Source organism: Vibrio sp. YT-16, from assembly GCF_033337405.1.
Taxonomy (GTDB): domain Bacteria; phylum Pseudomonadota; class Gammaproteobacteria; order Enterobacterales; family Vibrionaceae; genus Vibrio; species Vibrio alginolyticus.
The window spans coordinates 415,906-431,115 of sequence record NZ_JAWOQQ010000004.1; the positions used below are offsets into that span (position 1 = coordinate 415,906).

General features: G+C 42.3%; 19 protein-coding genes and 2 tRNA genes. 6 read left to right on the forward strand and 15 right to left on the reverse strand.

The annotated features are described in order from the left end of the window. The first annotated feature begins 1 nt into the window (after window position 1). The 3 genes from R7F07_RS10255 (at window position 2) to R7F07_RS10265 (ending at window position 707) form a co-directional block, all read left to right on the forward strand. Complete coding sequence (locus R7F07_RS10255; protein WP_085569546.1) at window positions 2–340, forward strand: hypothetical protein; 339 nt, start codon at window positions 2–4, stop codon at window positions 338–340. A 179-nt stretch (window positions 341–519) separates the two neighbouring features. Beyond that, window positions 520–596: transfer RNA gene (locus R7F07_RS10260), tRNA-Val, on the forward strand. A gap of 34 nt (window positions 597–630) precedes the next feature. Continuing rightward, a tRNA-Val gene (locus tag R7F07_RS10265) sits at window positions 631–707 on the forward strand. 258 nt (window positions 708–965) lie between these two features. Here the strand turns inward: R7F07_RS10265 and R7F07_RS10270 are convergent. The 15 genes from R7F07_RS10270 to R7F07_RS10340 all read right to left on the reverse strand — a co-directional run bounded on the left by R7F07_RS10270 (window position 966) and on the right by R7F07_RS10340 (window position 12,001). Continuing rightward, entirely contained in the window at window positions 966–1,196 is a 231-nt protein-coding gene (locus tag R7F07_RS10270; protein ID WP_171343264.1) for a hypothetical protein, read from the reverse strand. Between the two features lie 129 nt (window positions 1,197–1,325). Further along, window positions 1,326–1,964: a DJ-1/PfpI family protein gene (locus R7F07_RS10275; protein ID WP_085569516.1), complete on the reverse strand. Its 639-nt coding sequence runs from the start codon at window positions 1,962–1,964 to the stop codon at window positions 1,326–1,328. 165 nt (window positions 1,965–2,129) lie between these two features. Further along, window positions 2,130–2,528: a VOC family protein gene (locus R7F07_RS10280; protein ID WP_017820909.1), complete on the reverse strand. Its 399-nt coding sequence runs from the start codon at window positions 2,526–2,528 to the stop codon at window positions 2,130–2,132. Between the two features lie 205 nt (window positions 2,529–2,733). Then, on the reverse strand, window positions 2,734–3,306 hold the full coding sequence (locus tag R7F07_RS10285; protein WP_225466652.1) for a hypothetical protein: 573 nt from the start codon (window positions 3,304–3,306) through the stop codon (window positions 2,734–2,736). A 192-nt stretch (window positions 3,307–3,498) separates the two neighbouring features. Next, window positions 3,499–3,948 carry a nuclear transport factor 2 family protein gene (locus tag R7F07_RS10290; protein WP_005377826.1) on the reverse strand — a complete coding sequence of 150 codons (450 nt, stop codon included), beginning with the start codon at window positions 3,946–3,948 and terminating at the stop codon, window positions 3,499–3,501. A 128-nt stretch (window positions 3,949–4,076) separates the two neighbouring features. Beyond that, the gene (locus tag R7F07_RS10295; RefSeq protein ID WP_017820912.1) at window positions 4,077–4,466 is read right to left on the reverse strand and encodes a lysozyme inhibitor LprI family protein; all 390 of its coding nucleotides are present in this window, start codon (window positions 4,464–4,466) and stop codon (window positions 4,077–4,079) included. 405 nt (window positions 4,467–4,871) lie between these two features. Further along, window positions 4,872–5,123, reverse strand: coding sequence for a TIGR03643 family protein (locus tag R7F07_RS10300; RefSeq protein WP_005377824.1), 252 nt, complete (start codon window positions 5,121–5,123; stop codon window positions 4,872–4,874). A gap of 98 nt (window positions 5,124–5,221) precedes the next feature. Then, window positions 5,222–5,713: a GNAT family N-acetyltransferase gene (locus R7F07_RS10305; RefSeq protein ID WP_171343263.1), complete on the reverse strand. Its 492-nt coding sequence runs from the start codon at window positions 5,711–5,713 to the stop codon at window positions 5,222–5,224. Window positions 5,714–5,872: 159 nt separating this feature from the next. Then, window positions 5,873–6,253, reverse strand: a complete 381-nt coding sequence (locus R7F07_RS10310) for a hypothetical protein (protein ID WP_171343235.1) — start codon at window positions 6,251–6,253, stop codon at window positions 5,873–5,875. Window positions 6,254–6,406: 153 nt separating this feature from the next. Further along, a complete protein-coding gene (locus tag R7F07_RS10315) occupies window positions 6,407–6,811 on the reverse strand; it encodes a DUF1801 domain-containing protein (RefSeq protein WP_171343234.1) in 405 nt (134 codons plus the stop codon). Window positions 6,812–6,948: 137 nt separating this feature from the next. Next, the gene (locus R7F07_RS10320; protein ID WP_171343233.1) at window positions 6,949–7,281 is read right to left on the reverse strand and encodes a YnfA family protein; all 333 of its coding nucleotides are present in this window, start codon (window positions 7,279–7,281) and stop codon (window positions 6,949–6,951) included. Window positions 7,282–7,345: 64 nt separating this feature from the next. Continuing rightward, window positions 7,346–7,813: an Sbal_3080 family lipoprotein gene (locus R7F07_RS10325; protein ID WP_005385757.1), complete on the reverse strand. Its 468-nt coding sequence runs from the start codon at window positions 7,811–7,813 to the stop codon at window positions 7,346–7,348. A 417-nt stretch (window positions 7,814–8,230) separates the two neighbouring features. Further along, window positions 8,231–8,914, reverse strand: a complete 684-nt coding sequence (locus R7F07_RS10330) for a DUF4336 domain-containing protein (protein WP_054577890.1) — start codon at window positions 8,912–8,914, stop codon at window positions 8,231–8,233. Between the two features lie 249 nt (window positions 8,915–9,163). Next, the gene (locus tag R7F07_RS10335; protein ID WP_005377816.1) at window positions 9,164–10,639 is read right to left on the reverse strand and encodes a Na+/H+ antiporter NhaC family protein; all 1,476 of its coding nucleotides are present in this window, start codon (window positions 10,637–10,639) and stop codon (window positions 9,164–9,166) included. Window positions 10,640–10,657: 18 nt separating this feature from the next. Next, a complete protein-coding gene (locus R7F07_RS10340) occupies window positions 10,658–12,001 on the reverse strand; it encodes a glutamine synthetase family protein (protein ID WP_005377815.1) in 1,344 nt (447 codons plus the stop codon). Between the two features lie 340 nt (window positions 12,002–12,341). Between R7F07_RS10340 and R7F07_RS10345 the strand changes: the two genes are divergently transcribed. Genes R7F07_RS10345 through R7F07_RS10355 form a run of 3 tightly spaced genes read left to right on the forward strand, consistent with a single transcriptional unit; the run spans window position 12,342 to window position 15,184 of the window. Beyond that, on the forward strand, window positions 12,342–13,088 hold the full coding sequence (locus tag R7F07_RS10345; protein WP_005377814.1) for a gamma-glutamyl-gamma-aminobutyrate hydrolase family protein: 747 nt from the start codon (window positions 12,342–12,344) through the stop codon (window positions 13,086–13,088). Window positions 13,089–13,106: 18 nt separating this feature from the next. Continuing rightward, window positions 13,107–13,664, forward strand: a complete 558-nt coding sequence (puuR, locus tag R7F07_RS10350; protein ID WP_005377813.1) for an HTH-type transcriptional regulator PuuR — start codon at window positions 13,107–13,109, stop codon at window positions 13,662–13,664. A gap of 35 nt (window positions 13,665–13,699) precedes the next feature. Beyond that, window positions 13,700–15,184, forward strand: coding sequence for an aldehyde dehydrogenase (locus R7F07_RS10355; RefSeq protein WP_005377812.1), 1,485 nt, complete (start codon window positions 13,700–13,702; stop codon window positions 15,182–15,184). Window positions 15,185–15,210 lie beyond the last annotated feature (26 nt).

A 15,210-nucleotide genomic window follows, 5' to 3' on the forward strand; every position in this document is an offset into this window, starting at 1 on the left:
TATGCGATACGGATGGATTTTATCGGCGTTGTTCATCGCATCGAATGTTAGTGCGATACCTAATTTGAAACCACTGGAGTGTGAATTGACAGAGACACCCCAAGATCATTTCTTGTTTTACCGAGAGCAAATGGTTTACCACAGTGAGCAGTTTGTCATATTTCAAAACTTCAAAGGCAGGGTGAGCACTCAAGTAGACGTCAAAACAGGAGAGTTGATCCGTACAACCTATATCGGCGAACCATTTAAACCTAAATATCAGATTTTGTTCGGCACTTGCCCTAAGGTATCGCAAATCTTACAGATTTGGATGCTCAGTGAAGTGCCTTACGACAATTAAGTGAGATAATAAAAGTTATATAGATCACACTTTTAATCCATGAAAGATTCAGCTTTGCTGATAAAATCATCTGAAAACGCGTGTTGAGTTTACATTTTCGCCAAACGGTTCAAAGTTGGTAAATTTGTGCTTGCACCACCGTTCGCTTATAGCTAATATCCTCGTCGTTCCAGAGAAATGCGTCCGTAGCTCAGCTGGTTAGAGTATCGCCTTGACATGGCGGGGGTCGGTGGTTCGAGTCCACTCGGACGCACCATTCTGAATTGAATGGTTAGGAACATAAAAAATTTGGGTCCGTAGCTCAGTTGGTTAGAGTACTACCTTGACATGGTAGGGGTCGGCGATTCGAGTTCGCCCGGACCCACCAAATTTTAAAAAAGCCCACCTTTTGGTGGGCTTTTTTGTGTCTGTAATTCATTGATACTCAAGTAAAACTACTTCTTTTCTTGTCCCTTGTTTTTGCTCTGCTTTAGCCCCTTGTTAGAGATAAAAGCGCACTACTTGATCCGCAACACAACCTCAAAACCCTAAATGCAATGCATAAGGTGTATACGCTTCAAACCCACTAGAGCCGTCTATAAATTATGTTGCGTGCCACTAGCCGTGGCATTAGAGACACTGACTATTAATCTAAATTATCTGGCGTGTGAAGATTGGTGCCGCATATTGTACATTTGTAGTCACCAGTCGCTTCGCCTTCCATTAATGAGCTAATTATTGCTGCAAATAGACCAGAGAAGAAACCTTTAGCTTTTTTCTCGGTCTTTTCCTGCGCTTTAGAGAAGCTTTCGTACCGATGTAGCGTTATTTCTTTACAATTACAGCAAAACGCTCTTGTCTCTTCAGAACCGTACATTTTTACCAATTGATTTACTCCCTGTAAGTTAATTTCCCCAAGTTGCGTTATGTTCAAGGGTAAGTCACACAAGACTGATGTGTGACTTACCCTAAACACTAAAACTAACGTAATGTAAAACACCACATGTTATGAATGATTATTTAACGCCTTGTTATCCGAGCTTGCTAACTCTGCTGATTGAATAGTTGTGGCAATAAGCTCTTCAAACAGCTCTAATTGCCCAGCAGGTATCAATTGATTTTGTATAGCTTTTCGTTTGTTTGAGTCAAATAGCCGCTCTGTTAACCAGCCAATTAGATACATCAGTGAAAGGCAGCCACCGGCCGTCGCTACATTACCGTCTATCACGAGAGGTAGATCCTGAACATCTCCTCCCATACGTTGTAGAACGTCCTTTGCATCTGGGTTTGTTGTTAATCGCTTGCCTTTTAGTAAACCGAGTTCATGGAGGATGAATGATCCCGCACAAATCGAACCTATTAGCTGCCTATTTGGATCAAGATTCAACGCTGACATAAATTCAGCATCTTTTAAAGCGGCTGGAATACCCCGTTTGCCGCTTGTAATAAGAACGACATCTTGATTCGTCACCTCAGAAAGGTGTCCGTCTGTTTTAACTTTCATACCGAGGTGGGAATGATGTTCAGATTTAGTTCCAAGTATACTTACTGTCCAACTGTCGGTTGTGCGCCCCAGCAAGTCATACATAAGAAAGAAATCGACATCCGTGAAATCATCAAATAAAACAACGCCGATTTTATACATAACATTTATCCTTTTGGACTTACTCGTAAGTCGCAAAATGTGTAGTAGGAGGGGAGGGGCATTCAATACGCAAGCTTCTACTGAGCACCTTAAACACCAAAGGCGGTGCAAACTAACAATGCCATGTGTGCCAAATCCCTATTATAAAACTTTGTTATGTTTGTTTTATGAGCCCGCCCAGAAAAACTCAACCCTAATACCACTTGGGTCGTAACACATTAAATGTTTTGCGGGTCCTGTTTTAACAAGCTCGGGACCAAACTCAATTTCGATTCCCGACGCCATAAATTGATCACGCAACTCATCGAGTTGCTTCTCAGTCTCTACGAGTAAAGCTAAGTGATGCAAACCAATATTCGTTTTTCTGTCAAATGGAGTGGCGGCATCAGCCTTAGCCGCCCATAGTGTAAGCATGATATGCCCATCACTCACAAATATTGCCGGGTAGTCTGGATTTCTTTTTACTTCACTCCAACCTAATTGTTCAGTGAAAAACTTCGCGCTTGCTTCTAGGTTAGATACGGTTAAACCTACGTGGTGTATGCCTTTTGTTAACACAGTCACTTTGTTTCCTTACTCGTTTTAATGGCTATCAAACAAAGATAACTCGATAAAAAGTAAGCATCAATACACATATATTGATTAACTTCGTCAATCTATTCGAATACGGTAATCCAACTGGAAACATAACATTGTAAACAAGAAACCCAATCTTGAACTAAAAATTAAACTTAGAGTTCATTCTTAAGTGCTGTATTAATCAAATACATTAATAGCCATAATATTTAAGCCAGCCTATAGGGCATATCATTCCATTAAAGGTTTGAATGTTCTTATTCAAGCTAACGTCTTCCAATTTGTAACAGTGAACAACATTACTAGTCGAAGTAGATGCTGGTGTTGAATACGTCACAGGTTTAGAAGCGTTTGCTTTATGTATTTCATGTGCTCGCTGCTGGTCTATCGCCACTTGATTCTTATGATTGTTAACTTCTCGCAATCCAGATTCTAGGGGTAGGTGCCAATCCTTACATGTTGTTCCTAAACCATCATTCTGAGACTGATATTCTGATAACGCTACACGAGCTTCATTTACCGACTGATCGATATCGGACTGATCGACTAGCCAAGTAGAAAAAGAATAGTTAATGGCCTCTCGATAGTTTACCGATTGCTCTAAGCTATAAGCATCGGAATGAAAACAGGCCTCTACCACTGCCCATTGAGTCGATAGGTTTGATAATACGTTTTCAGGTATAGGCTGTAGCTGGCTTTGCGTAGACTGGCAACCGGCTAGAAGAAAAGGGACAGGGAGTAGTTTTAGAAAAAATTTTTGGTTCATTTTAATCTTAAAATTAATGCAATCTTTTTCATTATCATAATACAGGACGATTGAAGAAAGTAGCATTTCTATCAGTAAGGGAATGTGGCTAACGCACTGATAAGGTGTGAGTAAAGCGATATCAAAGCCCTCAACACACCTTAACTACGAATACTACCGCATAACAAAGATGCTATGCGGTAACGGTAGTATTCAGGCTTGAACAGTTTGTCGCACGTTGCTCTCGCCTGACAGCACGGAAATTCTCTCAAAATCTCGACTCGGGAAGTCAGGATCTACGTACACAAACATACGACTTATCATTTTTCCTTCAAACTCAAATACACTACAAAAACGCCCTGTGGAAACTTTGTTGTCCGGCCAAGAGGTACCATCACTCATTACGCCGCCTTCCTGTCCTTCAACAATGACCTTGTTTCCAGCAGTCGTTATTTGAAAGCCGTCTATGTCGTGCCAGATACTAATCAACGAGCTACCAATCCTATTGCCAAACTCCACTAAGGCACTCTTTCCTTTCGCTTGCCCAAATTTAGGAAAGAAAAAGTCAACATCCTCTGAGAATAGATCCAGATAGCTAGGATCACCGGCATCTATTTTCTCGAAATACTTAACTACTAGCCCAACTAAATCGTCTTTTTCCATAATTATTTCACACCCATATAAGCTTTACGCACAACCTGAACGCTTGCATCTTAAACACAGAGTACATTTAAACTGAAATTACCAAGAGTTGCGAATCTTCTTGAAATGCTTTGTTAGATGTAATCCGTTTAGCCTACGTATACACCATTGAAGTATTCGACGCGTTCTAACGTCATTCTTAACTTACATTCTTCAATCTGGACACCTTGCCAGGGTGAGGGTGTGGAAGACAGGCCCGTAAATTCACATTCGGCGTCTCTGTATTTTAGCCAAGCTCTTTGGGCCTTTCGAAATGGCTCTACCAGTTCGGTCTGAGACCATGTTTCCCTTAGTGCTTTTTCTTCCTCACCTATTCTAGCGATTGCTTCCTTGTAACTTTCGTTAAGCTCTTTATCTGCAGATTCCATTTTCTTTTCTACACACTGATAACCAGCCATAACGCCACCGCCTTTTACTTTGCAGGGATCTTCAACATCATCAGAGGCCAAGCAAGGTAAAGAAACCAACGCAAATATCATTAGTAATTTGTTCAAAATTGCCTCCAAGCTCCGAGTGCTTGTTAAACCGTTATCCGCTATTTTTCCTTTTTAATCATGCATCTTTTTATCTGTGCCTTCAAAGATAAAATAGAAGGTTAGTGATTCTAGTGCCTAAATAGAAGGTAAAAGAAGATTGATACACGGGTTAAATGACGCCTTAATCTGAGTTATTTTTAGTGGGCGTTTGGTGTTAATCTTTTCTGTGGAATCATTAGTTTGATGGCGTCTGAGGATGTTTAGATGACTCCCATTGAATTTATTATCGCCCTGAAACACCTAGGTTGAATTAAGTGGTGACTATTCCCCTTCAATCATGGAGTTGATTCAAAGGTAGGGCGATAAATGTTGCGATTCGTAATAAAAATTTATGCCAAGTGCAGTTCGCTATCGCGGCTTATATTGAGTTGGGCAATAACCTCTAATGATGTCTGAGTTTCGTAGCTTGTTGTGTTTTGTATTGCGCCCCGAAACCCTTTTACGCCACAATTTAAAGCTACTTGATTTGAGCCGGCTACGCATAAACTGAATCACGTCGGATTCATTCAAACCAAATTGAAATTCGATAGCCTCAAATGGGGTGCGGTCTTCCCATGCCATTTCTATTATTCTTGACTCAGTTTCCGAGGTCAGTTTCATTTCAAATAACCTATTTTAGAAAAGAGATTTCTACGACGGAAATTGAGTCTTGGTTCAAATGTTCTTATATGCGTGCTTAGTGTTTAGCGACTTAACACCTACAAAAACCTCTCAATGAGGACTTCGTCTACGTATTTCCCACGAACTTTTGCATGCTTCTTCGCGGTCCCTACGATTTCGAAGCCTTGTTTGAGATAGGCTGATAACGCTCGCTCATTATCGCTGCGAACGTACGCAAATAGTTTTTCGTAACCCTTTTGTTTGGCTACTTCGAATGTCGATTTGAAAAGCTGTTTAGACACACCTTGGCCACGAGCACCGTCACTAACAAACGTACCAATTATGCCAACATGGTCAAAAGCTTTTGTATATTGTGCAAAGGGCTCGATATTTTGGAAACCAATGACTTGTGAGCTATTTTCGGATAAAGCGACTGTAAACACGCCCCGTTCTGGGAAATGAGTAATGAACTCTTTTTCTTCTTCAGGTGTGAAAGGCGTATCTAATACAGTGTATAAACCTTCAATAATGATGGGATTGAGGACGTTTGTAATGCCTTCAGCATCACCTAAAGTTACCTGACGTACAATTAAATTCTTGCCACTTAGCTCCTATTAAAATTAGGGCTGTTTTGTACATGAGTTGGAGACTTGCGGCAACAAGTAACGTCATTAAGTCGTAAAGAATATACCTATTACACTTAAACGGCGGTTAATAGTGCTGATTGTTACTTTAGTATTTCTGATATATCACTTTTTAAGTGACGGCTTAACTTCTACAGAATATTTCCACATCACGCTCCCGTTTTCTACAAGATCATAACTCGCGCTTTGACCCTCGGAGTTGAGTACAAATACCGGCATTTCCATCCTTGACGTAGCGCCATCTCGGTTGCATGACATGGTAGCTTCAAGTTGTATGCTATTTTTGCTCGGTTCTGAAAGGGTTCCTAAGTACGTGCAGCCGTCGACAAAACTGGTTTTGCTTTTTCCTTTAGAGGATATTTCAAAAGTCGGAAAAATGAATGTTGATTGAGGCTCTGTTACTACCACATTGACTTGATAGTTCGTCGCTGAAAAAGCATTGAAATGAGCTCCAAGCATAAGTAAGAACAAGATTTTTGATTTCATAAACTCTTCTTTATTTCGATATTACTAGTTTGGTTACGGCGCTATTAACGTGACCACTTAATCTAAAACTTTACTGCGGAAGCATTAAAAAGGATACAAAGGTAGAGTAGTTGAATATGGTTAATCGGCCGTAAATAGTTTTATTAAGCGATTTTACATACCTAAAAGAGGTAAGTTCTTTCGCTTTTGATAGGTTAATGCTAATTCTAAACAGGTCTTGATTGAAGCTTCTGGCAAAGGTGCTGATAAAGATAGAATTATTGCTCGATTACCCTGAAACTCAAGTGAGTCACTATACAGTTCGCGGAATGTGTCGACGAGCTTAGTTTGGCAATTAAAGAACAGATAATAACGACTAGGCGTTTTCTGTTTCCAATCCATCCTTACCGGGCTACCTGTTTTCACACTGTAGCTTGGCTCTCCCCATTTTAGAGATTCTTCAACTTCCCCCAGTTTTAATTCAGAAGCGATAGTTAAGACGGTATTTCGTAGCTCTTCTATCCGAATACGCACATGTTTTGGATACTCATCAAATCTTGCCTTCACTGCATGGTTCATTGGTATCTCCTATAAATAGCGTTGTTTTGGGGTGAAGCCCAAGCGTACTTTGGCTATGTAGCAATTACGTCATAATGTTATTAATCAATAAATCTAGCACATAGCCAAATAAGCGTAAGGGTTTCCCTCGGTTACGTTTAGGATGCTCTGGGTGAAAACATGATGATTGACATGCCAAGCATAGCGATAGAAACCCCCACTATGTCCCAGAGCGTTGGTCGAACGCCGTCGATACACCACAACCATAGAATTGCGACAAAAATATAGACACCTCCGTAAGCAGCATAAACTCTGCCAGTTGCGGTAGGATGTAAAGATAGAAGCCAAGCAAACATAGCAAGACACAGCGCTGCTGGTACCAAAAGCCAAACTGACTTATCTTCCTTTAACCAGAGATAAGGTAAGTAGCAGCCTAATATTTCTGCAATGGCGGTTATAAAGAAAAGCCCAATGGTTTTGACTTCAGTCACTTAAACATTCCTATCTTTATCTACAAATATATGATGCTGGTTAAATGGGCAATTGCTCAGCTCATTACATTTCGCCCAGCTTAATCTTGGATTGAGCCTCACTCACGGTTTGTTTACCGAATAACAAATCCATCATCGAAATGATTCGTTTGTTGTCTTTACCCCATTTATCTGGATTCGCGCTGTTTGGTGCTTTAAATTCAACTTGTCCTACTTTTTCGTTATTTTTGTAGGCTTTGATCTGAGCATCAGCGATAAATGTTCTAAAATCCCAGCTCCAGCGTGATACGTAAGTAAGTGTTAGCTCAGAGCTTACAGGAGGCGTGCCGTCGCTAACGACTGTGCATTTATGGGCGGTATCCAAACACCAGTCTTGCATCGAATCTAAGAAAACATCTCGCGTGGCGTTGTCTTTTACGATGGTGATTTCCTTGCTCTGATTTTCTTTCGAGATTGTTTCTACCGTATACTTTGGTGCCGCACATGCAGCTAATAGAATAGGCAAGCTTAGAATGATGAGTTTTTTGTGCATCTTATGTCTCTTTTTTTAAATTTATATATTCAAACAACTTCAAGATACTGAGTTCAACGAGAATAACTAACAAGCATGGCAACTGTTATTAACAAAACCTTTAGAGTAGAAGGGTTTGTTTCGGGAGTATGCCAATGTCTCGATGCAAAATAATTAGTAAGAGATTGCTATTGCGTTATGTTAACTCTTGAACTTATGTCCGTATCAATGTCCAGAATTCTTCGCATTGAAGTTTTTGAAGTGCAATTCTAACGGAATTTTAAATTGCTGCATAATGCTCAATTAAGAGGAACAGGGGATCTTATCGTTAAACATAACGTGTAGTTCTGTAAATTCCCCCCTAAGACTAAGCTAAAAGGGCCTAATGTTTTAAAATAGCTTCTTGTCTATTCTGTTGTGTGAGTTTTCAATGCTGTCTCATACTAGCCACTTAAAAGAGCGCTGTAAGAACTTGTCTGCATTATCAAGGACGATTTCACCGTGAGCCATAACCAATATATTAGGTTTCCAAGACAGCAATTTATTTAAGTGTTTTCGAGCCTCTTGTTTGCTAAACATAAAACTTAGGCGCCAATCCAAAGGCATTTTTCCATTCGGAGCAAGAATACCGGCCCCTTTAGCCACAAACCTCTGCCAGTAGTTAAAGTTCTGGCCAGAAAAATTCTCGACGAGGTCAGTAACAATTAAGGTCTTTGAAAGTCGATGATAAAACACACACTCTTCCATTAATGGAGAGCCAGAAAATAGTTCTTGTTCAATCTCAGAGTTCCAAGCATTACCGCCTTGGTTAAGTGAAGCGTGAAAGTGTATATCACGGCACTTCTTAATGACTTCATTTGTGCCATAAACTTCTGCGCTAGGATAGGCAGATATCCATTCAGATAAGAACAAGTGGTGTAAATGATTAGGAGCGATTAAGTATTTCACTTGGCCTAGATTGTTGATTTGCTCTCTAATCGAATTTGATAACTTAATTGGACTATGAACCCAAAGGCCACCATCAGAAAGCCTAACAATAGTCATACGAGTGGTGTATGGGAGTCCTAAGAATTGGACGGGATCTCCGTCAAATATCCATATCTCTTGGGCTAACTTTTTCATGTCTCTCCAACCGTTAACACTGTATTAAGGCGGCATTTAAGTTACTCAAAAGCTGCCTTGCTGCACAATAAACGCTTCGCTAAGCGTAAACCAAAAATATTAGGTTTACCAAACCCTTATTGAGTGCAGATGTATATCTTTGAGTGTTTTTATACTGAACGGACGTAAAGTCGTTTTAAGAGGATCATTTGACTTGATAGAACAAAACCCCGCTATTTTTGAGCAGGGCTTTGCAATTAGATAAAGGGGCTAACCGATGATGAAGAAGAAAATCGCGGTTGCAACAATACCAATCAACGCATAAGGAAACTGTGTGGTTGCGTGTTGCATTGCTGTACAGCCTGAACCTTGTGCAGATAACACGGTTGAGTCACTAAAGAAACAAGAGTGGCTCCCTGCCGCTGATGCTGAAAGCAGCGCTGCAACGGTTAAGTGTAGAGGCACACCAAGCTGTTCGCCCAAAGGTAGAACAATTGGCATCGCTACTGCAAACGTTCCCCAAGACGATGCCGTTGCAAATACCAACGCGCCCGTAATCATAAAGATAATCGCAGGGAAGTAAGACGCTGACAGGTAAGGGCTGACGGTCTCAATGACATACTGCGTGACGCCCAATGAGTCGTTGACCGATTTCAACATGAAACCACCAATAACGGTCGCAAGCGGCAGTAGCATAACTTTAATGCCATCATAAACAGCTTCGAACATGTCGTTCATCGAGATCAGTTTTTGTGCGCCGTAAAAGCTAATAGTAAAGATTAACGCGACGAAAACACCAGCAAGTAGATCGATACCAAAATACCAACTTGCGGCAACAAGTACGATCATTGGTAACAAGAAGTTGACAAGGCCCATGGTTGGGTTGGTATGTGCAGATACATCGGGACCAAAGTCGACATCTGTTGCACCGTCTGGACGAACTTGACCATTCTTCGCACGCTTTTCTGCCTTTTTCATCGCACCTAGATCTGGGATCTTTTCCATTGCAACCAGCAAAACAATCACCAGCGTTACCCAGCCGTAAGCCATGTATGGAATAGCTTCAATGTATGCTTTGATACCATCTCCCGCTTCTGCTACTCCGTTTGCTTCTAGCAACGAACTGAAGAAAATTGCCCAAGTGGAAATCGGTACGAGGATACAGATAGGTGCGGCGGTTGAATCCACAAGATATGAGAGCTTTTCACGCGAGATTTGGTAGCCGTCCGTAACTTTTTTCATTGAGGAAGAAATTGCAATCGCATTCAAATAATCGTCGATAAAGATCAGAATACCTAAAGCAAAGGTCATCAGCATCGATTGCTTACGGCTTTTTACTTTCGTGACTAGCATGTCGGAGAAGCTTAAGATACTGCCGCCTTTCTCCAAAATAGCAATTAGGCCGCCCATCAAACCACAAACGAGGATGATCCAAGCAATAGTTTCATCCATCATTACACTCATGGAAATATCAACAATCTGTTCTACCGCTTCAGTTGGGTTAAGCAGAAGAACACCGGCAATAGCGCCGCTAAAGAGGGCTTCCACTGTTCGGTGTGTTGTCAGCGCAAAGACCAATACCAACGCCGTTGGTAAAAGACTCATCCATCCGTAGGCTTCGCCTTCCTCATGGTTCAAACCGATTGTGGTAAAAAAGACAAACGTCGCAACCGAGATTAAAGAAACAATAATGTGTTGAGAGTTGATTTTAAGAGGCGCATCCAGCGCCTTGGTCTGCGTAGTCATAAAGTTCATTTCCTTTGTTTATGCCGAGTGCAACATCCAGTCGATTTCCAATGGAGTAATCGCTCGCTCAAATTCTGCGAGTTCACTCTGTTTGCAAGCTAGATACAAATCGATAAAATCTCTTGAGATGTATTGAGCTAGCTCACTGTGCTCCAGTCGCTCTAGAGCTTCTGACATACGCAGAGGTAACTCAATTGCATCATCACTGAGAGTCGGTGGACATTGATCTTTGGTGTAGCTTTCACTCGCTAATACTGCGGAAAGTACTACTGCAGCGAGAATGTATGGGTTAACGTCAGCGCCTGCTATACGATGCTCTATACGGCGATTTTTGCTATCGCTGATAGGCACACGCAACGCAACACCGCGGTGGTTTTCTCCCCAATCGGCTTTGGTCGGGACGTAAGCGCCAGGAACAAAGCGACGGTAAGAGTTAACGTTAGGACAGATTAGGGCCATGGCATCGGATGTTTGTGACAGCATCGCTGCCATGGTTTGATAGAAGAAGGCGCTCGCTTGACCGTCTGATTGGCTAAAGTGGTTGTTACCATCTGTATCAACCAAGCTGAGATGAATGTGCATGCCATTACCCGCTTGCTCACTAAAAGGTTTCGCCATAAATGTGGCGTCAAATCCGTGCTGATGAGCGACCTGGCGAATCAAGCGTTTTGCGATGATGATTTCATCACATGCTCGAAGTACATCTTTAGAATGGTTGAAGTTGATTTCGAACTGCCCTGGTGCCGATTCAGATAGGGCTCCGGAAGTGTTTAAACCTTGTTCTAATGCAATTCGATTAAGGTCGGCCAAGAAATCAGCGTAGTCATCTAGTCCATCAAGGTCGTAAACCTCGGTATCTTTTTCTCGAGTTTTTTTCGTGGGGTTAATTGCCGTTAATGGTTCGCCATTTTCGCCGCGGGTTTTGTCTATTAAATAGAACTCCAGCTCGAGCGCGACACAAGGATATTGGTCTTTAGCATGCAGTGTTTGCAATATAGAAGCGAGAATGTTTCGGATGAACAGTGGGTTAGGGTGCTGCCCGGTTTCATCCATCATACTAAGCAGTAGCTGACCAACTTGTTCTTTTGCCGTCGGCATTAAGGTGCCGCTGATTGGATAGCAGAGATTATCTGGCTCTCCGAGATCTTCTCCCAACCCGGCCGTTTCAACGACGTTACCTTTGGTATCTAGGGTGATGGTCGAAAGGGGGAGGGCAACACCTTTATTCAGTTTTTCTAGAGCATCTATCGGGATGCGTTTTCCTCTTGGGGTGGCATTTATATCGGTAAAGATGAGATCGATAAATTCAATATCGGGCCATTTTTGTTTAAAATTTTGTACTTCCTGTAGATACGATTCCATTTTCTTCTCCAAATAGCCTGACGAGTAGAAATTAGAAATAACCAAATTAACAAATAAATTACAGCACTCTGAGCGAGTTGTTTGTTTTTTAGGTTATTTTTAATTTAAACATGTACTTACACTGTGTTTTTGATGTTTAACGGCTGGTTCTTATGTCTTTCTGTTAACTATTTTGTAACAGTTGATTTTGTTTTGTTCAATATAATGAGCATAAATATTCAGTTTTGAAGCCTAAAAAGTGCTTCAGATCACGTTGTGACGATAATAATGGTCATCTGTGTTGATAATTTTGTACATGGTTTGTAGTGTTTGTGTTAAATAAATTGAACACGGACATATCATGGCAGATACACACAAACCCATCATTGGTGTGGTTAGCTGCGCTAAAGAGTTGGGTGGCTATCAGATACAAGCGGTCAACGACTTTTACCTTCGCGCCATAAAGGATTTTGGAGGACTACCGATTATGTTGGCTCCCGACATGTCGGGCGATGACGTAACCACCATCCTAGACATATGTGATGGTTTTCTTTTTCCTGGCAGCCACTCTAACGTTGCGCCACATCGATACAATGCAACGCACGAAGAGAGCTACAAAGATGAAGCTCGTGATGAGCTCTCATTCACGTTAATTCGTCATGCGGTTGACCAAAACATTCCGTGCCTTGGTATTTGCCGCGGCTTTCAAGAGATGAATGTCGCACTCGGTGGCTCGTTAAACCCAGCCGTTCATGACTCCGGCTTCAATGACCATCGTGAAGCGCCTGTTGAAGATTTCGAACAAAAATACGCGCCAGCACACGCTGTGCTAGTTCAAAAGCAGAGCTTATTTGAACAATGGCTGGTGCAAAATCATTGGGAAAATACCACCTTCTTTGAAGTGAACACACTACACAACCAAGGCGTCGATCAGCTTGCTCCTCTATTACAAGTAGAAGCTAAAGCCCCGGATGGCTTGGTAGAAGCATTTAGTCTTCCTAATCAAAAATTTTTCGTTGGCGTGCAGTGGCACCCAGAATGGGAAGCAAAAACCAATCATTTCTCTCAAATTTTGTTCAATGAATTTATGATGGCTACCTCTCGTTAAACGTTTGGAGCTGTATGAATGGACAATCAAGAGATTGGTAAAAATATTGTTCAGTTACGAAAAAAACATGGATTGTCACAAAGGGAACTAGCCGAGCGCGCTGGTATTACCCACAGTGCAATCTCATCCATTGAAAATGGCAAAGTGAGCCCGTCGGTCAGCTCACTACAAAAAATCGTTAATGTATTTTCTTTATCGTTATCAGAGTTTTTCACTTTTGAACAACCTTCGAACGATGAAGTGAAAGTAGTCATCAAACCGTCAGATCTTGTGGAAATCGGGAGCGAGACGGTGTCCATGAAACTGGTAACGAATGGCGACAAAGATCAAGTCATCGGATTCTTGATCGAGGAATATGCACCTTATGGAACCACTGGTGCAGCAGAAATCAAACACGAAGGCGAAGAGATTGGCACCGTATTAGAGGGTGAAATCACTCTGGAATATAAAGGGCAATCTCATGTCATAACAGCGGGCGAGTCGTACATTATTGATACGACGAAGCCCCATCGATTTACAAATCACACAGACAAGGCTTGTCGAATGATAAGTGCGCATACGCCAACCACATTTTAGTGGGGGCTTGCCTTGTGTGATCACAAGGAGAGCGTATGAAAACCCAAGAGCAATGGATTGAACTAAAAAACAATCTAAACATCGAAAACAGGGCGTACATTAACGGTGAATACAGTGCCGCTTTAACAGGGCAAACCATCCCGGTAGTTAACCCAGCAACAGATGAGATATTCACCGAAATCGCCCGTTGCCAAAATGAAGATGTTGATCTCGCGGTTTCATACGCTCGCCAAGCATTTCAATCCGGTCAGTGGAGCGAGAGCAGCCCAGCTCATCGCAAAGCAGTGCTTAAACAGTTTGCTGACTTGATTGATCAAAACCAAGAAGAATTGGCTCTGCTAGAAACGCTTGATACCGGTAAGCCTATCTCTCACAGCTTCTCTACCGATATTCCTGGCGCGGCGAGTGCATTACGCTGGTACGCAGAAGCAATCGACAAAGTATACGGCGAAGTTGCCCCAACCGAAAAAGATGTACACGCTTTTATTTCTCATCAACCAATTGGTGTGGTTGCTGCGGTTGTACCGTGGAACTTCCCCCTTTGGCTTGCGTGCTGGAAGCTTGGTCCTGCTTTAGCCGCTGGTAACAGCGTGATTCTAAAACCGTCAGAAAAATCTTCTCTCACCGCGATATTTCTAGGTCAACTTGCTTCTCAAGCGGGCTTACCAACAGGCGTTTTCCAAGTCGTTACGGGTTTTGGTCATGAAGCTGGCGACGCGCTGGCGAAACACCAAGACGTAGACTGCATCGCCTTCACAGGCTCGACGCGTATTGCAGGCCAACTGATGGTCAGATCGGGTGAGAGCAACCTAAAGCGCGTGTTTGCAGAAGCGGGCGGCAAGAACGCGAACATCGTGTTTGAAGATTGTGATGATTTAGATCGCGCAGCAGCAGAAACCGCCGCAGGGTGTTTCTACAACCAAGGTGAGGTGTGCGTCGCGGCAACCCGCCTGCTTGTTCACGAAAGCATCAAAGATCAGTTCTTAGAAAAAGTTATTCAAGCGTCGAAAGCGTTCACGCCAAAAGACCCAATGGACCCAAGTTCATCCATGGGAGCGCTTATCGATCAAGATCATAAATCAAAAGTGTTGGAATACATCTCGTTAGGTGAATCAGAAGGTGCAAACGTACGTTGTGGCGGCGATGTCGATGGGCAAGGTGCATTTGTTTCCCCAACCATTTTAGACAACGTCGACAACAAGATGCGTGTCGCTCAGGAGGAAATTTTTGGTCCGGTGCTGTGTGTCATTCCATTCAAAGACGAAGCGCAAGCAATTGAGATCGCTAACGATTCGAAGTACGGCTTAGGTGCTGCACTTTGGAGCAGCAATATCAACCGCGTTCATCGCGTAGCAAAACGACTGCAAGCCGGCTCGGTTTGGGTCAACAACTACAACGAAGGTGATATGACGGTCCCATTTGGCGGATTCAAAATGAGCGGAAATGGTCGAGACAAGTCTCTCCACGCGATTGAAAAATTCACCGAAACCAAAACCACTTGGATTCGCCTCCATCCTTAAGCCTGCTGACGATTACGATAAATAAA

Coding starts and splice junctions, on each gene's coding strand:
- R7F07_RS10275 (WP_085569516.1), bottom strand. CDS start 1,964: ATGTATAAAATCGGCGTTGTTTTATTTGATGATTTCACGGATGTCGAT.
- puuR (WP_005377813.1), top strand. CDS start 13,107: ATGGACAATCAAGAGATTGGTAAAAATATTGTTCAGTTACGAAAAAAA.
- R7F07_RS10300 (WP_005377824.1), bottom strand. CDS start 5,123: ATGAAACTGACCTCGGAAACTGAGTCAAGAATAATAGAAATGGCATGG.
- R7F07_RS10330 (WP_054577890.1), bottom strand. CDS start 8,914: ATGAAAAAGTTAGCCCAAGAGATATGGATATTTGACGGAGATCCCGTC.
- R7F07_RS10270 (WP_171343264.1), bottom strand. CDS start 1,196: ATGTACGGTTCTGAAGAGACAAGAGCGTTTTGCTGTAATTGTAAAGAA.
- R7F07_RS10285 (WP_225466652.1), bottom strand. CDS start 3,306: ATGAACCAAAAATTTTTTCTAAAACTACTCCCTGTCCCTTTTCTTCTA.
- R7F07_RS10255 (WP_085569546.1), top strand. CDS start 2: ATGCGATACGGATGGATTTTATCGGCGTTGTTCATCGCATCGAATGTT.
- R7F07_RS10290 (WP_005377826.1), bottom strand. CDS start 3,948: ATGGAAAAAGACGATTTAGTTGGGCTAGTAGTTAAGTATTTCGAGAAA.
- R7F07_RS10315 (WP_171343234.1), bottom strand. CDS start 6,811: ATGAACCATGCAGTGAAGGCAAGATTTGATGAGTATCCAAAACATGTG.
- R7F07_RS10335 (WP_005377816.1), bottom strand. CDS start 10,639: ATGACTACGCAGACCAAGGCGCTGGATGCGCCTCTTAAAATCAACTCT.
- R7F07_RS10295 (WP_017820912.1), bottom strand. CDS start 4,466: ATGATATTTGCGTTGGTTTCTTTACCTTGCTTGGCCTCTGATGATGTT.
- R7F07_RS10355 (WP_005377812.1), top strand. CDS start 13,700: ATGAAAACCCAAGAGCAATGGATTGAACTAAAAAACAATCTAAACATC.
- R7F07_RS10325 (WP_005385757.1), bottom strand. CDS start 7,813: ATGCACAAAAAACTCATCATTCTAAGCTTGCCTATTCTATTAGCTGCA.
- R7F07_RS10345 (WP_005377814.1), top strand. CDS start 12,342: ATGGCAGATACACACAAACCCATCATTGGTGTGGTTAGCTGCGCTAAA.
- R7F07_RS10340 (WP_005377815.1), bottom strand. CDS start 12,001: ATGGAATCGTATCTACAGGAAGTACAAAATTTTAAACAAAAATGGCCC.
- R7F07_RS10310 (WP_171343235.1), bottom strand. CDS start 6,253: ATGAAATCAAAAATCTTGTTCTTACTTATGCTTGGAGCTCATTTCAAT.